We start from the raw sequence: 17595 nt of genomic DNA, 5'->3' as shown, positions 1-17595 counted from the left end.
TCCGGCCCTGTGGGGCCCGGCCCAAAAGGGCCCGATTGGTGAGTTTTTTGCACCGGTGGCTGGCTATGGCGTAACTATTTCGGCCATGTTTAAGAAGTCAGTGACGGAACAATACCCCGAAGAGCGGGTACCTACTCAGCCGCGCTATCACGGCCGACACCAGCTCAACCGGTATGCCGATGGTTTGGAACGCTGCATCGGCTGCGAGCTTTGCGCATGGGCATGTCCCGCCGACGCGATTTTCGTTGAAGCTCACGCTAATAGCCCCGAGGCGCAGTTTTCGCCAGGGGAGCGTTTTGGTGCGGTTTACCAGATCAACTACTTGCGCTGTATCTTCTGTGGTTACTGCATTCAGGCATGTCCCACCAGAGCGCTGACTATGACGAACGAGTTCGAGTTGGCTGGCCCCACGCGCGAGTCACTCATCTACGAAAAGCAGGATCTGCTTGCTCCGATGGGAGCAAACATGCTGGCTGCACCTCATCCAATGGTGGAGGGAACGTCAGACGCCAACTACTACCGTGGTGAGATTTCAGGGCCAACGGAAGAACAGGTGGCGTGGGTGCGCGAGCATCGCCCGGATGATCCGACCTTGGCAACTGCCAAACCTGTAGATGGGAGCAAGTGATGTCAGCTACGACTACAGCGCTGACGATCTCAACCGGTGAAGCAATTCTCTTTTGGGTCATTGCTGTTGTGATGGTTGTTCTGGCCGTCTACGGCCTGTTGGTTACCCGCCGTGCGGTCTACTCCGCAGGTTGCATCATCGTCATCATGGTCTGCTTGGCTGTTCTGTACACGATGCTTGAAGCGCCGTTTATGGGTGTTGTGCAAGTGCTCGTCTACACAGGCGCGATTCTCATGATGTTCTTGTTTGTGCTCATGATGATTGGTGTTGATGCCGCCGATTCGACGCACGAAACGCTGCGGATGCAACGGCCAGTAGCGATCGTAGCGGGAATCGGATTCGTCGTGATCTTGGCAGGTGCTGTGCTAAGCGCGGTTACTCCAGATGCAGTAGGGATGGCGGATGCTAATTCGCCGACAAATCCGGAAGCTATCGCCCAATCGATCTTTGGCTCGCATGTTTTGACGATGGAGCTGACGGGCACGCTTCTCATCGTGGCGGCACTTGGTGCGATGACCTTGACTCATCGCGAATCCCCGCGCAAGAAGCTCTCGCAGGCGGAACTTGCTGATGCCAAGATGGAGGCGTTCGTGCAAACTGGGCGTCACATCGGTCAGAAGCCTCCTACGGGAGTCTTTGCTGAGTCCAACTCCGCAGCAAATCCAGCGCTCACCGTTGGTGGCGAAGAAGTGGCAGATTCGGTCCCTCGAGTGCTTCGCATTCGCGGCCAAGCTCGCTCCGTCGCAGAGATTTCGCCCGTCACCGCAGCTCGCGCGGCCAGCGGCGAACTTGACGGTTTCGCCGCTCGAGTACCTCAGACGGGACTGCCTGGTATGCCGGGTGAGGCTGCTCCGGCTTATCCCGCAGCACAGCAGGCAACGCGTATTAATCCGGGTAACGAGGCTTTGCCGGATGCGGCTGAATCCGAGCAGGAGGAATCAAAGTGAACCTCATGTACTACGTAGTGTTGGCGGTCATTCTGTTCGCCATTGGCGGTGCGGCCGTACTCACACGACGCAACGCAATCATCGCACTGCTCGGCGTGGAGTTGATGCTCAACTCATGCAATCTGGTTCTTGTGACGTTTTCCCGAATGTGGGGGAACATCGAAGGTCAGGTCTTCGCATTCTTTGTTATGGTCGTCGCCGCGGCCGAGGTCGTAGTTGGCCTCGCCATTGTGGTTGCGATCTTCCGTACCAATCGGTCCGCATCGCTTGACGGCGCGAACCAGCTGAAGCACTGACAGGAAGCAGGTGTGAATTGATTCTGGGAATCGTTCCAGCGAGCCTCAGCGTGTCATCCGCGGTGGAGGCCGTGCCCGCATCGGGTGCAGCCAGCATCGTGTGGCTATGCGTGGCAATACCGCTTCTTAGTGCGGGATTTCTTCTGGTTGCCGGGAAGGCGACAAACTCGTGGGGCCACTGGCTCTCGATCGCTGCATCAACAGCGTCTTTCGTGGTGGCGTTTGCTGCGTTCATACAGATGGTTGGCCTTCCCTCCGACCAGCGAGTAATGGACGCTGTGGTCTACCGTTGGATCCCTGCTGGGGATTTCTCGATTGATCTGGCAGTACGCTTGGATCCACTTTCAATGACGTTCTTGTTGCTCGTCACGTTTGTGGGAACACTCATCCATATCTACTCTGTGGGCTACATGAAGCACGACCCCGAACGGCGTCGCTTCTTCGCATACCTCAACTTCTTCGTTGCTTCGATGCTTTTGCTTGTACTGGGCAACTCCTACTTGGTTCTGTTTGTCGGTTGGGAAGGCGTCGGTCTGGCGTCGTATCTGCTGATTTCCTTCTGGAACCACATCCCGGAGAACGCCACCGCAGGCAAGAAGGCATTCATCATGAACCGCGTAGGCGACATGGGAATGCTCATCGCAATGATGATCATGTTCTCTGCTTTCGGCACTGTGACCTTCTCTGGGGTCAACGAAGGCATCGCGACGGCGTCGTCTGGTACCGCAACCGCAATTGGTATCTTCCTATTGCTGGCAGCGTGCGGTAAGTCTGCGCAGTTCCCCCTGCAAGCTTGGTTGGGTGACGCTATGGCTGGCCCCACACCAGTTTCCGCACTCATCCACGCAGCAACAATGGTTACTGCTGGTGTCTACCTTATGGTTCGATCTGGCGCGATCTACGCAGTCTCATCTTCGGCCCAATTGCTTGTGGCCATCATCGGCGCGATCACGTTGGTCTTCGGAGCAATTGTTGGTAGCGCGAAGGATGACATGAAGAAGGTCCTCGCGGCCTCCACAATGTCGCAGATCGGCTACATGATGCTTGCTGCTGGTCTTGGGCCGGTTGGCGCAGCGTTCGCAATCTTCCACCTTGTGACTCACGGTTTCTTCAAGGCCAACATGTTCCTTGGGGCCGGTTCGGTCATGCACGCGATGAACGACGAAGTCGATATGCGTGGCTTCGGCGGGTTGCGCAAGTACATGCCGATCACCTGGGCCACCTTCCTCTGTGGTTACTTGGCAATCATCGGTTTCCCGTTCCTATCTGGTTTCTATTCCAAGGACAAGATTATTGAGGCGGCATTCACCGGTGAAGGCTGGCAGCCGTGGGTGTTTGGCGGGCTCGCGATGCTCGTTGCGGGGCTGACTGCTTTCTACATGTCCCGTCTGTTCTTCATGATTTTCCACGGCAAGGAGCGTTTCGCCACCACCGGCCCGAATGCGCACCATCCTCATGAGGCTCCGGCTTCGATGTACGTGCCGCAAATTGTCCTTGCTATTGGTTCGCTGGGTCTTGGCTTTGCTCTCAACCAGATTGGCTTTGTATCGTGGCTGGAACCTGCCATCGGTGGAGTCGAGCACGGTGAGCCAGTGCTTCCCGTTCCCGTTATTACCGGGCTGACGCTTGTGCTCATCGCAGCGGGTGTGCTGCTGGCATGGAGGATGTACGTGGCTCAGGACGTCCCGCTGGCCGCTCCTGTTGGATCCGGTCTGACCCGTGCGGCACGCCGTGATCTTTACCAGGACGATTTCAACGAAGCCGTCTTTATGAAGCCGGGTATGGGCCTGGCCGCCTCGGTTGCTGTTGTCGATCACTACGGTGTGGATGGCGCAGTCGAAGGCGTTGGCAAGGGTTCGGTGGGTCTTGGCGGACTAGTCGGCCGCCTGCAGAACGGCTACGCGCGCTCCTACGCGGGGTATATGGCACTCGGTGTTGTTGTCGCTCTCATCGTCGCGTTGGCGTCGAGAATCTGACCGGGGAAGGAAAAGAAGTACATGCAATCCGCAAATGAGGCAGCCTTTCCCTGGCTGACAGTACTCATCCTTGTGGCAACTGTTGCGGCACTTGTGCTGTGGCTTGTCAAGCCACTGCACAAGGTAGCTCGCCCAGTGGGACTGGGAGTCTCCGTTCTCATCCTGCTTGGTTTCGTAGCAGCTGTTGTGTCAGGATTTGACGTTTCGCGCGCCGACGAGGTTCAGCTCACCGAGCTGTACAGCTGGATTCCACAGATCGGTGTTTCGATCGCGTGGGGTATCAACGGTATGGGTCTTGTCATGATCGCGCTATCGGTTGTACTCGTTCCTGTAGTACTCCTGGCAGCGTGGAACGAACTTGAGGAAGAAACCGATTCTCGCGCTGCAGGATACGTGGCATGGGTGCTCGCTCTCGAAGCGATCATCATCGGCATCTTCGCTGCGCGCGATGTCTTCGTGTTCTACATGCTCTTTGAGCTCATGCTCATACCAGTCTTCTTCATGATTGGGCGTTATGGCGGCGCTGGCCGCCGCCGCGCTGCCGTCAAGTTCTTGGTGTACTCGCTGGTCGGCGGCCTGATCATGCTGGTTGGCGTCATTGGAGTCTACGTTCAGGGCCCCGGGGGGCCTCAGGGCTTCCTCATCGACAACCTCGCGGGTGCAGTATCTGGCTCGTCCACAGTGACCATGCTGCTGTTCTTGTCGTTCTTCATTGGTTTCGCCATCAAGGCGCCGATGTTTCCCGTGCACACGTGGTTGCCGGATGCCACAGAACAGGCTCCAGCAGGAACCTCAACTCTGCTAGTGGGTATTCTGGACAAGATCGGCACCTTCGGAATGATCGCACTGTGCCTCCCGCTTTTCCCGGAGGCAGCAAGCGACGCCGCGATGGCAATCATGATTCTGGCTGTTGTCTCCATCTTGTGGGGTGGGTTCATGGCTATCACGTCAAAGAACCTGATGCGCTTGATCGCCTACACATCGGTTAGCCACTTTGGTTTCATGATTCTTGGCATCTTCTCCGGAAGCTCTGTGGCCATGACTGGAGCCATTCTCTACATGGTCGCCCACGGTGTAGCAACTGGCGCACTCTTCTTGGTGGTCGGCTTCCTTGGACGCCGCGGAGGGTCGTACGAGATCAGCGCTTACGGCGGGTGGCAGCGTGTAACGCCACTTATCGCAGGTACGTTCCTAGTGGCTGGTCTGGCATCAATCGCACTACCAGGGCTATCGGGCTTCATTCCCGAGTACCTCATCTTGGTGGGCACCTACCAGATCAATGCAAGCCTCGCGATCGTGGCCGTTTTCGGTGTTATTCTCGCAGCTCTTTACATCTTGGTTCCTTACCAGCGTGTATTTACGGGTCCGAAGCCGGATCTTTCTGTTCCAGACATGGACCTTCGCGAGAAGGTTGTTGCCGGTGTACTCATCGCCGGGATGCTCTTCCTCGGCTTTGCACCGGCTCCAGTCCTAGACGTTGTCCGGCCAGTGGCGGAGATTTCCGCACAAAACATCACCACGCAGTCCCAGGACGCGGCTGCATCAGCAGCTGACGCGACGGTTACCGCCGTAGAAGGGAGCACAAAGTGACTACGCCTGTCATCGATTGGGCAGCGCTGACACCCATCCTCATCATTATGGGGGCCGCGGTTATCGGTGTGCTTATTGAGTCCTTCGTGCCTCGCAGGGGCCGCCGAGCCACGCAGATCATCGTTTCGTTGGTCGCAGTCGCCTCGGCTCTGGTCGCTGTGATTTGGCGGTGGACTGTGGTCTCCTCCGACGGCGCAACTTCCATTGCACAGGGTGTTGACGGAACCTCCCTCACAGGTATTGGAACACTTACCGAGGATGGCCCGGGACTGACTTTCCAGCTCATCATCCTCGTGAGCGCCTTCTTTGCTTTCCTGGTGATCGCAGACCGTACAGAGACTGGCGAGGGTTCCTTTGCCGCTTCGGCGGCGAGCCAGCCGGGTTCGATGGACGAACGCGAAGTGACGGGCGCTGGCTACCAGCAGACTGAGATCTTCCCGCTGGCACTCTTTGCCACGGGTGGCATGCTCGCCTTCACCATGGCGGCGGATTTGCTAACTCTGTTCATCGCTCTTGAGGCACTTTCGCTTCCGTTGTACGTGCTCACTGCCACCGCGCGTCGTCGTCGGTCCCTTTCCCAAGAAGCCGCGATGAAGTACTTCCTGCTGGGGGCATTCTCATCAGCGTTCTTCCTCATGGGTGCTGCGTTCCTCTATGGCTTCTCAGGGGCATTGGATTACAAGAGCATCGCCGGCGCCATGATCACGACCAATGGCATGGACATGCTGCTCATCATCGGTGTGGCTCTGGTCCTGATCGGAATGCTGTTTAAGGTGGGTGCAGTTCCGTTCCATGCGTGGACGCCGGACGCCTACCAAGGCGCGCCAACTCCGATTACTGGTTTCATGGCTGCAGGTACCAAGATTGCGGCATTCGCTGCGATGCTCCGGTTCCTGTACACGGTTGGCCGCGGTGCACAGTGGGACATCACGCCCGTCATGTGGACCATCATCATCCTCACGATGCTTGTGGGCACCGTTGTTGGCTTGATTCAGACTGACATCAAGCGGCTGCTTGCCTACTCCTCGATCGCGCACGCAGGTTTCATTCTGATCGGTGTTAATGCGTTTTCGGCAGAAGGTATTTCTAGCGTCGCGTTCTACCTTGTGGCATATGCAATCGCGACCGTCGGCGCGTTCGGCATCGTGACGTTGGTTCACGAAACCGACGCCGAGGGCAACATCCTCGGAGAGGCGACCGCACTTTCCAAGTGGAAGGGTCTAGGCAAGACCAACCCCATGTTGGCCACGGCCATGACCATCTTCCTGCTGTCGTTTGCAGGAATCCCGCTGACTTCAGGGTTCATGGGCAAGTTTGCTGTGTTCAGCGCAGGCGTTGCCTCAGGCGAGACCGTGTTGGTTGTGATCGCAGTTCTAGCATCCGCGGCTACAGCATTCTTCTACTTCCGGCTCATCGTGTTGATGTTCTTCCGCGAGCCTGAAGGCGAGGGAACCGCAACTGTGGCTTCCGAAGGTATGTCCATCGTGGCGATCGTGGTATGCGCGATTCTCACTGTTCTCATCGGTGTGTTCCCTCAACCGCTCTTCGATTTCCTTGCGCAGGCCACGGTGTTCATGCTGTGAGTGCATTCTTCGGAGATAGCGCCCTCGGTGAGCGCATAAGCAGCCGTATGGAGAAGGTGGAAGCCTTGCTCCAGAAGGAAGTGACGGTTGGCGACACTCGCCTAGATCACGCGACATCTCATCTTGCTAAGGCGGGAGGCAAGCGGCTGCGCCCGGCGCTGGTGTTGTTGACGGCGGAGCTTGGCCCGCGCCCAGATTCTCAAGAAGTGTTTGATTCTGCCGTTTCGGTGGAGTTGACCCACTTGGCTTCGCTCTACCACGACGACGTCATGGATGAGGCTCCGATGCGCCGGGGCGTACCTTCGGCGCACCAAGCGTTTGGGAACTCGGTGGCGATTCTTTCTGGTGACGTGCTTTTCGCGCGGGCATCACGAATCGTGGCGGGGCTGGGGCCGAGGGCAGTGGCACTTCATGCCACTACCTTCGAACGGCTATGTACGGGGCAATTACACGAGACCATCGGCCGCTTGTCAGACCAGTCTCCAAAGGATCATTACATCTCTGTTCTGGCAGACAAGACGGGCTCTCTGATCGCAGCCTCAGCTCGCTACGGTGTCATTTCCTCGGGAGCGTCCGAGGATCTGGCAGAGCGGTTGGCGTTGTACGGCGAGAAGATCGGTGTTGGTTTCCAGTTAGCCGACGACGTCATCGACATCATGTCTGACGGCGAAACCACGGGAAAGACTCCTGGCACAGACATGCGCGAGGGCGTGGACACGATGCCTACGATCCTTCTGCGCGAGCAGAGAGCGGCGGGGACTCTTGATCCGCTTGGTCTGCATATCCTGGACATCTTGGAGAACTCGGATCTCGATTCGGACGAGGCACTCGCTGAACTCGTGGCTAATCTACGTCAGCATCCTGTAATGGATGAGACGCGCAGAATGGCTCAGGAGTGGGTGGCCGACGGCGTCGCGCTTTTGGATGTTGTGCCGTCTGGCGAGATTCGTGAAGGGCTCGAAGAGTTTGCGCGGCAGGCGGTCGATCGGACTGCCTGACGTATAGACGGGCACGTGGCGGGGAGCAGAGATCTGCTTCCCGCCATTGATGCATTAAGGAGATGCAAAGCGATGGCGCCATACCAAAGCTCTTGGCAGATTGTGTTTCCTCAGTGAGTTAAACCAGTAGATTGAAGCGATGGGCTCATCGGCGGATAGAATGATCCGTAGTTCGCCCGTGCACGAAAACTGTGCCGCACAAAAGGAGTACCAGTCCGTGGGAAAGATCCTCAACAAGATTCTCCGAGCAGGTGAGGGCCGCACCCTCAAGAAGCTGGAGGGCATCGCGAAGCAGGTCAATCTCCTAGAGGCCACGGTCTCGGACATGACCGATGAGGAACTGCGGGGCCAAACTTCGCTGTTCAAGGAGCGCCTTGCAGATGGCGAGACTCTGGATGATCTGCTTCCGGAAGCGTTTGCCACGGTACGTGAGGCTGCTCAACGCACCATCGGCCAGCGGCCGTACGATGTTCAGATCATGGGCGGTGCCGCGCTGCACCTAGGGAACATCGCTGAGATGAAGACCGGTGAAGGTAAGACTCTGGTCGCCACGCTACCGTCATATCTCAACGCATTGTCGGGTGAAGGCGTCCATGTTGTCACCGTCAACGACTACTTGGCCGAATACCAGTCTGAACTCATGGGCCGCGTTCATCGATTCTTGGGGCTGACCACTGGCTGTATTCTGACTGGCCAAACGCCTGAGCAGCGCCGCAAGGAGTACGCGGCTGACATCACCTACGGCACAAACAACGAATTTGGCTTCGATTACCTCCGCGACAATATGGCGTGGAAGGTTGAGGATCTGGTTCAGCGCGGCCACAACTTCGTCATTATCGACGAAGTTGATTCGATCCTTATCGACGAAGCGCGTACCCCACTCATTATCTCCGGCCCTGCTGAAGGTGACGCGAACAAGTGGTACAAGGAATTTGCCCGGGTTGCCCGCCAGATGCGTGTGGATACCGACTACGAAGTTGACGAAAAGAAGCGCACGGTTGGCATTCTCGAACCGGGTATCGACCGAGTTGAGGATCTTCTTGGGATCGACAACCTGTACGAGTCTCTTAACACTCCGTTGATCGGATACTTGAACAACGCGATCAAGGCTAAGGAGCTCTTCGAGCGGGACAAGGACTACATCGTTCAGAATGGCGAGGTGCTCATTGTTGATGAGCACACCGGCCGCGTGCTTGCTGGCCGGCGTTACAACGAAGGTATGCATCAGGCGATCGAAGCTAAAGAGGGTGTTGAGATCAAGGCAGAGAACCAAACTCTCGCCACGATCACTCTGCAGAACTACTTCCGCCTGTACAACAAGATGTCAGGTATGACCGGTACAGCTGAGACCGAAGCCGAGGAGTTCTCTGCAACCTACGGACTTGGCGTTGTACCTATTCCCACCAACAAGCCGATGATCCGCAACGATAATCTGGACATGGTGTACCCCACTGAGGCAGGCAAGCTTAATGCCATTGTGGAAGACATTCAGGAACGTTATGAGGCCGGGCAACCAGTACTTGTTGGTTCTACCAGCGTTGAGAAGTCAGAGGTTCTTTCCGATCTCCTTCGCAAGGCTGGTGTTCCTCATCAGGTCCTGAACGCTAAGCAGCATGCGCGCGAAGCGGCTGTAGTTGCTGAGGCGGGGCGTAAGGGTGCTGTCACTGTTGCCACCAACATGGCAGGCCGTGGTACAGACATCATGCTGGGCGGTAATCCGGAACATCGTGCTGTTGCGGCCCTCAGGGCTGCCGGCCTCGATCCAGTAGAGACGCCTGACGAGTATGAGAAGGCGTGGCCCGAAGCGCTGAAGCAGGCCAAAGACGACGTCGCCGCTGAACACGACGAAGTGGTTGAACTCGGCGGTTTGTACGTGCTTGGTTCGGAGCGCCATGAGTCCCGGCGTATTGACAATCAGCTGCGCGGACGTTCCGGACGTCAGGGAGACCCGGGTGAATCCCGCTTCTACTTGTCTCTGGAGGACGACCTCATGCGCCTCTTCGCGCATGGTGCTGCAGCTAGGGCACTTGATCCCTCGCGTTTCCCAGAGGATCAGGCCCTCGAGTTCAAAATGGTTGCAAAGTCCATCGAACGTGCGCAATCCTCGATCGAGTCCCGTAACGCGGAGATCCGAAAGAATGTGCTCAAGTACGACGACGTCATGAACGACCAACGAAACGTTGTATACAGCGAACGACGCAGCATTCTCGAAGGCCAAGATCTCGAGTCCATGATTAGTGGGTTCCTCGACTTCACGGTGAATGATGTGGTGGAAGCGCACACGCAGAACGATGCTCCAGATGATTGGGACCTTGAGGCTCTGTGGACTGATCTGAAGGGCTTCTACCGTCCAGGTTTTGAACCGGAAGAACTCATCGAAGAGGTGGGTGGGCTCGCTCGCCTCGACAAAGATGAGATCGTCTCTGAGGTGAAGACTGACATGGTCGCTCACTATGAGGAACGCGAGCAGGAGGTGGGCGAGGACAACATGCGTGAGCTTGAACGCCAGGTCCTGCTCAACGTGCTTGATCGCAAGTGGCGTGAGCACCTCTACGAGATGGACTATCTGAAGGAAGGCATCGGCTTGAGGGCCATGGCTCAGCGTGATCCGCTCGTTGAGTACAAGTCTGAAGGCTACGACATGTTCCAAGCCATGAACGATGGCATCAAAGAGGAAACCGTCCGTTACCTGTTCAACTTCGAGCTACCGAGCGAACGTTCGGCGCGCGAAGAAGCGCTTGTCAGTGAACAGCAAGAGGCGGCGGCCGCTGCTTCTTCGGCCGCAGTGGCTGCCGCTGAACGCCAGCAGAATGCTGCCAGACTTGCTGGTGCCGGATCTCGAGGGGCAAGCGCTTCACGAGTGGATGCAGAGAAGGTTCTTGGCATCAAGGCTCCTCAGCGCACTGCTCCTGTAGCCTACTCATCAGCGGCTAAGGACGGTACGGCCAGCGCTCAGACAACAAATGCTGCGGGCCGTGAGGTTCGGCAGGCGCCGAAGGCGGCACCTGCCGAAGACGGGCTCAATCGTGCACAGCGCCGCGCCGCCAAGAAGAAGGGGCGCTGAGCGGCGCGTTAAGCAATCTCGAGTGCCACCACGAGCCAGCGGTCGCGGTGGTACTCGAGCCGTACGGCTGCAGCGCGGGTGCGTTGCCCATCGTGTGCGATCACGATTGCCTCAGTTACCCGGTTGCGCGGGCGGGACGTGTGGATGCTCTTGACGCGTGGTGCTCGAGATCTGGGCGCTGGCCCCTCGATTCTCTGGGCGAGCCCCGCCCTTCGGCTCAAAACGCCATAGACTTCGGCGCTTAGCCAGTGGCGTAGCTGCGTGGTGGGACGGTGCCCCAGAAGTATCTCGATGGCTTGTAGTACCACTCGCCCCGCCATTCCTTCCGGATTGGTTACGTGTTCGGGCAGCGGACTGGCTAGATCTACGGAATCACTAGTAAACAGGGGAGCGGTTGGCTCGGTAGCTGTCAGCTTGAGCCGATCCCAGGGCCTAGTAGGACTGGTTACTGGTAGCGGATGGTTTGCCGCGCTTGGCATCTGGGTTGGCTCTTCTTGGACGGCAATGGTGCCGATAGGAAGGGCTGTGTTCGGACGCACCGTAATGGCACTCATGGTGGTTTCCTCCTTGCTGCGCTGTTACGAGCGAGAATTGGGCAAGGCAAAGCCCTGCATGCGTGAAATCTGGCGGGGTGAGACCGTCTGGAATGTGGCATCGTTGTCACAGCTCGGCGGTGCTGATGGACTGAGCCAAGCTTGTTGCTGTTGAACCTACCAAGGGGCAAGCGTGGCCTCTCTACCGGGTATACCCGGTCTCATTTTTTCTCAAACTGGCGTCATACCGCGTTTTTGAGTGTTTCACGCCCGCTGCCTGCCATGATCCAGATTTCTCGTGTTTGTGACTCCCTCAGGCAGTGTTTGGATACATCTGACTTTGCGTGGTCGGTTTTGGGATGCATTCAACATAGTGAGACGGCATAGGTTCCGCACGTCAGTTCTTGGTATGAGGAGCCCATTTCCGGATGCCTCACGCATCTTCTGTGGGCTGGGAGTATGCCTCACGTTATGCCGGTAGGATTGTTCCGTGAGGATCTACATACCAGCGGCGAATTCAGATCTTTCGGCGCCTTCTCTGACGCCGCGGATTGTGCACGGCGTGACCCGTGAGTTGGAACGTGAGTTCGGTGATGACGAACCGGAGGTGTTCGAAGCTGTTGCTATGAACGCGGCGGCGGATGATTCTGTGCGACTTCTTGCCGCAAAGATCAGTAAGGGCATCGCTTGTGCATCGCGCCGTTGCGTGGTGGTTGCCGTGGTACCAGATGCGGACCTAGCAGTGCCGTCCACTGATGAGCTTCCTACCGCTCGTTTGCTGAAGCAAGCCGTGGCGTGGGACCGGGTGGAGTCGATTCACGTAGATGACGAGGAACTTGAATCCGAGGTTCGGCGTGCCGCGATGGGCGACGACGAAGCCTTTGAGATCGTCGCTGATGAAGATCTCATGTGGTACGACGTCGCAGAACGCACTGCGTTGTCCGTTGCGCTCGCCGCTAGGGATATCTAGCTCCGGAGGAGGTATCCAAGGTCAGAAGAGACATCTAGTTCCAGAGAACATCTAGCTTCGAGCGCGCCATCCAACTTCGAGCGCGCTGTCCAACTTCAGAAGCGAGATCTAGCGACCAGCGCGCCATCTGGCCCGAAGTTGAAGGGCCCCTGAGCGTATGAAACAACGGATTTTACGCAATGACCCTCAACTGAGATGATCCATCTGGTTGGGGAATTACGCTGATCTGCTCGGCAATCATCTTCTTGAGTTCATCCACATGGCTTACGATCGCTACAGAGCGCCCACCATTCGCCAGCCCGGTCAGGACCGTCATGACTTGGTCGAGTGTGGCCGAGTCCAGCGAACCAAAGCCTTCGTCAATCATGAGGCTGTCAAGCTTGATTCCGCCGTTTTCGGACTGGACGACGTCGGCAAGTGCGAGCGCTAGTGACAAGGAGACGTAGAAGGTTTCTCCTCCTGACAGCGAACGGGTGGAGCGTGTGATATCTCCGGCGGCATCACCCAAGTGGTCAATGACCACCAATCCCAGGCCCGTCTTCTGCTGGTGGCTTCCCTTTTCTTTTTCGTCTGTTCTGGCAAGCTCATAGCGGCCGAGGGAGACATCGAGGAGATGCTCGTTTGCGCGGTCAACGACTTTCTCAAACCGCTGCTGGAGAACGTAAGTGCCCAGCGGAACTTTGGTGAGCGAGGGTCCTGTTCCTTGAGCTAGCTGTGCGAGCCGCACCACGGGCCCGGAGTCTTGGTAAGCCGCCTGCCACGCATGCCAAGCCACGCTAGCTTCTTCTTTGAGCATGTTGGCACGCGTGGAGGTGTTATTCAGCTCTGCGGCGAGTTCCACAGCCTTTTTGTGGGCTTGCGAGGCTTCCTGATAGGCGAGTTGAAGCTCCTGAACGTGTGGCTGCTCCCGTCCACTCAGGCCGGCAATATCTGGTTCGGCAAGTGACTGATCAACAGATCGCACGTGCTCGCGGTATTGTTCAGTGGTTAGCTTCAGTTGCGCAGCTTCATGATCTGGCAGGCTCGCACTGCGTACCTCGCTCTCATCCTCAAAGGGAGAGGAGGCCAGCGCCACGCTGAATGACTCAGCGGCCTCGGCTACTTGGCGGCGGTACGTGAGCACATCTCTGATGAGATCTGTGGCAGTACGCTGTGCAGCTACTGCCTCTTGGTGTGCCGTTAGGCGTTCAGAGATACTAGCGAATGGCCCCTGGCCTTCGATCAGTTTCAGTTGGCTAGAGGCTATTCGCGTGCTTCGCTCTGCCGTGGCAGCTTCGAGTGCAGCAATATCGCGCTCGGCTTTCTGAGCAATGGCTGTGCACTCTTCGAGTTCCTTGGTGTGCCTGTTGCTGGAGGCGGTGAGATCTTCGGCCGTAAGCCGGGCCTGTTCAGCTGCCTTGAGATCTGCTTGAGCTGCGCTGATCGCATCTTCGGATGCTTGTGGAGTCAGTGATCCCACCATCACCTCCAACTGCGCAACTTCGCGTTCCAACGTTTGAAGGACCGCATCTTGTTGGTCGAGGTTCTCCCTGGCTTGTTTGGACTGCGCATCTGCGGCTTCCACGGATGCCCGATCCGCGCGGATTCCTGAGCTCGGCGCGGGAGCAGGATGCTCTAAGGATCCACACACTGGGCACGGCCTGCCATCTTTCAAGTCTTGAGCGATGAGCGAGGACATGGACGCGATCCACGCCTCCGTCTCATCGTGAACCTTCTGGGCGCTCGCGAGGGCTTGGGCCGCTGCCTCCTTAGCTCGAACTTGCTGGTGGCGAAGGGACTCGCGCTGAGAGGTGAGTTCAGCGAGCTTGGCCGCACGTTCCTTTGCCTCGGTCAACTTAGTTCTACACATCGGCGCTGTTGCCGCGAGGAGGTTAGCCTGTTGAAGCTGCGTAGTGGCGGTGGCGATCAGTTGCGGCAGTTCACTCTGTGATAGCTTCGCAGCTTCGAGCTCAGCACGAATCGCTTTTATCTGGGCCTGGTCTTCGCGTTGACGCTCCTGGTCCATGACAACGGCATTCTGGACCTCTAAGAGCTGTGTGAGTGCCCCTGAGGCCGTGTTGAGATCTGCTAAGAGTGCTTCGGCTGTTCGTAGATCGGCTTCAGTTGCGCCGGCGGGATTCCGTGTAGCGGTTCGAGCCGCCATTTCTGCTGCGCGAAGGCGATTGCGGGACGTTTCAAGTCCTGCCACATAAGCCATGAGCGCCTGCGACTGGTTATGGCGGGCCAGACGACGTTCGCTTTCAACAATAGACGTTTCCTGAGAGGTCAGTTCTGCACGCTGAGCCGTAAGGGCCGTCCACCGGGTGAGGCGTGCTTCGAGTTCAACGGCCGCCTGTAGTTGATCGGAGGCAGCCAGTGCCTGGGATTGCTTCTGAGCGGATTCGGCATCAGCTAAGGCCGCGTGTGACGCTGCCTGGTCCACCATCTCCTCGAGCTTCAGGCGAAGGTGGGTGGCCTGGGAAGGAAGCTCCACAGTGCGCGCCTGTGCCACCATCTCATCACGTGTTGCAGCTTCCACGCCCAACGCGCTGGCCAGATTAGATATGCGATCACCGAAGTGATCTTGTGCCTCCCTCATGTGCTGGCCAGCTTCACCCGACCGCGCAACAAGCGTTTCCGTGAGTGTTCGGTAGAGCGAGGTATCGAAGATCTGCTCAAGTAGCGCAGTGCGGTCCTTACTGGAGAGCTTGAGGAACTCCGCGAACTTGCCTTGTGGCAAGACGATGGTTTGAACGAACTGTTCGCGGTTCAGGCCTATCAGTTCAGTAATCGCAACACCTACGCCTTGCGCTTTGTATTCGAGCACCTCGCCGAGTTCGAAATCACCACTTTCCAGTGCTCCCTCGCTGAGCTTCCACAGTTTTGCGGAGACTGCAGTGGGGTTCTTGTTGCCCTGCTTGGTCCATTCAGGCGTGCGCCGCACACGGTAGACTCCCGCGTCCACAGAAAACACCAAGTCAACGAATGACTCTAGGCTAGGATCTGCGTGGGTGGACCGCATTCGGGTGTCAGTTGAATCGCCACCGCCTGCTACTTTGCCGTAGAGCGCCCACGTAATCGAATCGATGATCGTAGACTTTCCGGACCCCGTTGGGCCGTCAAGGAGGTACAGGCCGTTCACAGATAGCTTGTCGAAATCAATCACCGAACGACCCGCAAATGGTCCAATACCGCGGATCTCCACATGGTGTAGGCGCATCACTTACCTCCCGCTTCATAATGTTGGGCCCGGGCGGATTCCCACGCATCCCGAAGCACGGCCTGCTCGATCGGTGTTATTTCCTTGTTTCCGGCAACTTCCATGAACTGGCCGACCACCTCAAAAGGGTCGCGTGAGGCAATAGGAATGCTCGAGGCGGGAGGTACCGATGCTTCGGGCCGATGCTGAATCTCCAGCGCATCGGGGAACACGCTGCGAATCTGCGCCGCCATATCGCGTGGACGTGCTGGATTTGTGACGATGCATCGTACAAAACTGGTGGCATACCGGCGATTAGGTTCTGACAGGATGAGTTCAAGAGGGCCTTCAAGCGTCACAACCTGCTTCCAGACAGGTGCAGGTATGAGTTCCGTTGTGACTGTGGAACCTTCGATGTGCAGAAGCACTGAGCTTTTTGGCCGGCTCTCCGAGAAAGAGAATGCCACTGGAGAGCCCGAATATCGCATGGGTGGGTCCCATTCGAGGCCAACAGACTGTGGTGAGTGAAGATGGCCCAGCGCAACGTATGTGAGGGGTCCGGTGGCATCTCCATCAGCACCCAATCTGAACAGACCCGAGGGCACGCTATCCACGCCACCTACATGAATGTCGCGTTCCGATTCGGAGGCTTCAGCGCCCGTGACAAACGCATGTGCCATGCAGATTCGCGCGATATCAGCGCCTGCGTGTTCACCGCCTTCCGCGTCAGCTTCAATCCTCTTGAGTGCCGCGCGCAAGACCGCTTCATGGCTCCGGTCTAGGTAGGTCCCTGAATCATCGGGATTGGACGCCAACCGGCGGCGCTCAACATCCGGATCGAGGTAGGGGATGGGATACACAAGGGCGCCCAGTGATCCATCTTTCGCACGGACTTCAACAGGATCTCCGCAGCAGCGCGAATCAGTGCGGATATGGATGCGATCCTGCATGAGTGCTGAGCCGAATCCGAGGCGCTGTGCGGAATCGTGATTGCCGGATGTCATGATGACCGTGGTGAGTTGGGAGAGCTCTGAGAGCGTGGCATCAAACAGGGTGACCGCGGTTGTGGAGGGGACGCCGCGATCGTACACATCGCCAGAAATAAGCACGGCATCAATGCCGCGTTCTTTGACTAGTTCGATGACGTGGTGGCACCACAGTTCGAATGCCGGCGTGAGATCGGCACGGTGAAGAGTGCGCCCCAAGTGCCAATCCGAGGTGTGGAGAATGAGCATGATTCAAGGATAGAGGGTGTACCAGACAGGTTTTGCTGCCCATCACTCCAGAGCGCGAACCAAACGAGGTTTAGGCCTCCGAGTTGCCTTCGCCGTTGACTGGGGGAAGAGATGACCACGGGAAGGAGATCCACTTGTCGGTGCGATGCCAGACGTAGTCGCACGAAAGGATTGAGCGTGGCTTTTCATAGAGCACAGCGGTGCGAATCTGATCGGTGTACTGGGCGCAAATGTCGTGGACGAACTGAAGCGTACGGCCCGAATCGGCGACGTCGTCGACAATAAGGACCTTCTTGCCGCTCATGCCATGGTTGTCTGGTACCGGGTCAACGAGGCGTGGATCGCGAAGTGTGGTTCCAATCCCTGTGTAGAACTCGACGTTCAGAACGAGCAGGCTCTTCTGATCTAGGGCGTATGCGATTGCACCAGCAGGAATGAGGCCACCGCGGGCGACGCACACGATTATGTCGGGATAATAATCAGATTCCCACACCGTTGTTGCCAGATTGCGTGAGGCGACGCCGAAATCGTTCCATGTCAGGACTTCCCGCTCTTCAGTCATGGGGTTATTCTTGCAGCTTCAGGCGTTGGTTACCA

General features: G+C 57.4%; 13 protein-coding genes. 9 read left to right on the top strand and 4 right to left on the bottom strand.

The features are described from left to right. Positions 1-7 precede the first annotated feature (7 nt). The 8 genes from nuoI to secA all read left to right on the top strand — a co-directional run bounded on the left by nuoI (position 8) and on the right by secA (position 11082). Positions 8-628: an NADH-quinone oxidoreductase subunit NuoI gene (gene nuoI / locus H2O17_RS09705; protein WP_246311369.1), complete on the top strand. Its 621-nt coding sequence runs from the start codon at positions 8-10 to the stop codon at positions 626-628. After that, a complete protein-coding gene (locus tag H2O17_RS09700) occupies positions 628-1575 on the top strand; it encodes an NADH-quinone oxidoreductase subunit J (RefSeq protein WP_182049486.1) in 948 nt (315 codons plus the stop codon). Before nuoI ends, H2O17_RS09700 begins: the two co-directional genes overlap by 1 nt. A 5-nt stretch (positions 1576-1580) precedes the next feature. Further along, complete coding sequence (nuoK, locus tag H2O17_RS09695) at positions 1581-1871, top strand: NADH-quinone oxidoreductase subunit NuoK (protein WP_223149159.1); 291 nt, start codon at positions 1581-1583, stop codon at positions 1869-1871. A gap of 50 nt (positions 1872-1921) precedes the next feature. After that, entirely contained in the window at positions 1922-3847 is a 1926-nt protein-coding gene (gene nuoL, locus H2O17_RS09690; protein ID WP_246311224.1) for an NADH-quinone oxidoreductase subunit L, read from the top strand. Between the two features lie 21 nt (positions 3848-3868). Further along, entirely contained in the window at positions 3869-5437 is a 1569-nt protein-coding gene (locus tag H2O17_RS09685; protein ID WP_182049484.1) for an NADH-quinone oxidoreductase subunit M, read from the top strand. A gap of 47 nt (positions 5438-5484) precedes the next feature. After that, on the top strand, positions 5485-7020 hold the full coding sequence (gene nuoN / locus H2O17_RS09680) for an NADH-quinone oxidoreductase subunit NuoN (RefSeq protein WP_246311368.1): 1536 nt from the start codon (positions 5485-5487) through the stop codon (positions 7018-7020). Between the two features lie 47 nt (positions 7021-7067). Then, positions 7068-8018, top strand: a complete 951-nt coding sequence (locus H2O17_RS09675; RefSeq protein ID WP_182051029.1) for a polyprenyl synthetase family protein — start codon at positions 7068-7070, stop codon at positions 8016-8018. Positions 8019-8235: 217 nt separating this feature from the next. Beyond that, entirely contained in the window at positions 8236-11082 is a 2847-nt protein-coding gene (secA, locus tag H2O17_RS09670; RefSeq protein ID WP_182049482.1) for a preprotein translocase subunit SecA, read from the top strand. An 8-nt stretch (positions 11083-11090) separates the two neighbouring features. Here secA and H2O17_RS09665 read toward each other — a convergent pair whose 3' ends face one another. Then, a complete protein-coding gene (locus H2O17_RS09665) occupies positions 11091-11636 on the bottom strand; it encodes an Rv3235 family protein (RefSeq protein ID WP_182049481.1) in 546 nt (181 codons plus the stop codon). Positions 11637-12105: 469 nt separating this feature from the next. On the opposite strand from H2O17_RS09665, the gene H2O17_RS09660 reads away from it, so the two are divergent. Then, a complete protein-coding gene (locus H2O17_RS09660; RefSeq protein ID WP_182049480.1) occupies positions 12106-12585 on the top strand; it encodes a DUF6912 family protein in 480 nt (159 codons plus the stop codon). A gap of 172 nt (positions 12586-12757) precedes the next feature. Here the strand turns inward: H2O17_RS09660 and H2O17_RS09655 are convergent, their stop codons facing one another. The 3 genes from H2O17_RS09655 to H2O17_RS09645 all read right to left on the bottom strand — a co-directional run bounded on the left by H2O17_RS09655 (position 12758) and on the right by H2O17_RS09645 (position 17560). Continuing rightward, positions 12758-15784 carry an AAA family ATPase gene (locus H2O17_RS09655; RefSeq protein ID WP_246311367.1) on the bottom strand — a complete coding sequence of 1009 codons (3027 nt, stop codon included), beginning with the start codon at positions 15782-15784 and terminating at the stop codon, positions 12758-12760. Then, positions 15784-16998, bottom strand: coding sequence for a metallophosphoesterase family protein (locus H2O17_RS09650; protein ID WP_182049478.1), 1215 nt, complete (start codon positions 16996-16998; stop codon positions 15784-15786). Before H2O17_RS09650 ends, H2O17_RS09655 begins: the two co-directional genes overlap by 1 nt. 70 nt (positions 16999-17068) lie before the next feature. After that, positions 17069-17560 carry a phosphoribosyltransferase gene (locus tag H2O17_RS09645; protein ID WP_182049477.1) on the bottom strand — a complete coding sequence of 164 codons (492 nt, stop codon included), beginning with the start codon at positions 17558-17560 and terminating at the stop codon, positions 17069-17071. Between the last annotated feature and the right edge of the window lie 35 nt (positions 17561-17595).

The organism is Changpingibacter yushuensis (assembly GCF_014041995.1).
GTDB lineage: Bacteria > Actinomycetota > Actinomycetes > Actinomycetales > Actinomycetaceae > Changpingibacter > Changpingibacter yushuensis.
Note: the sequence above shows the minus strand (reverse complement) of the source record. Positions and strands in the feature narration are given on the sequence as shown.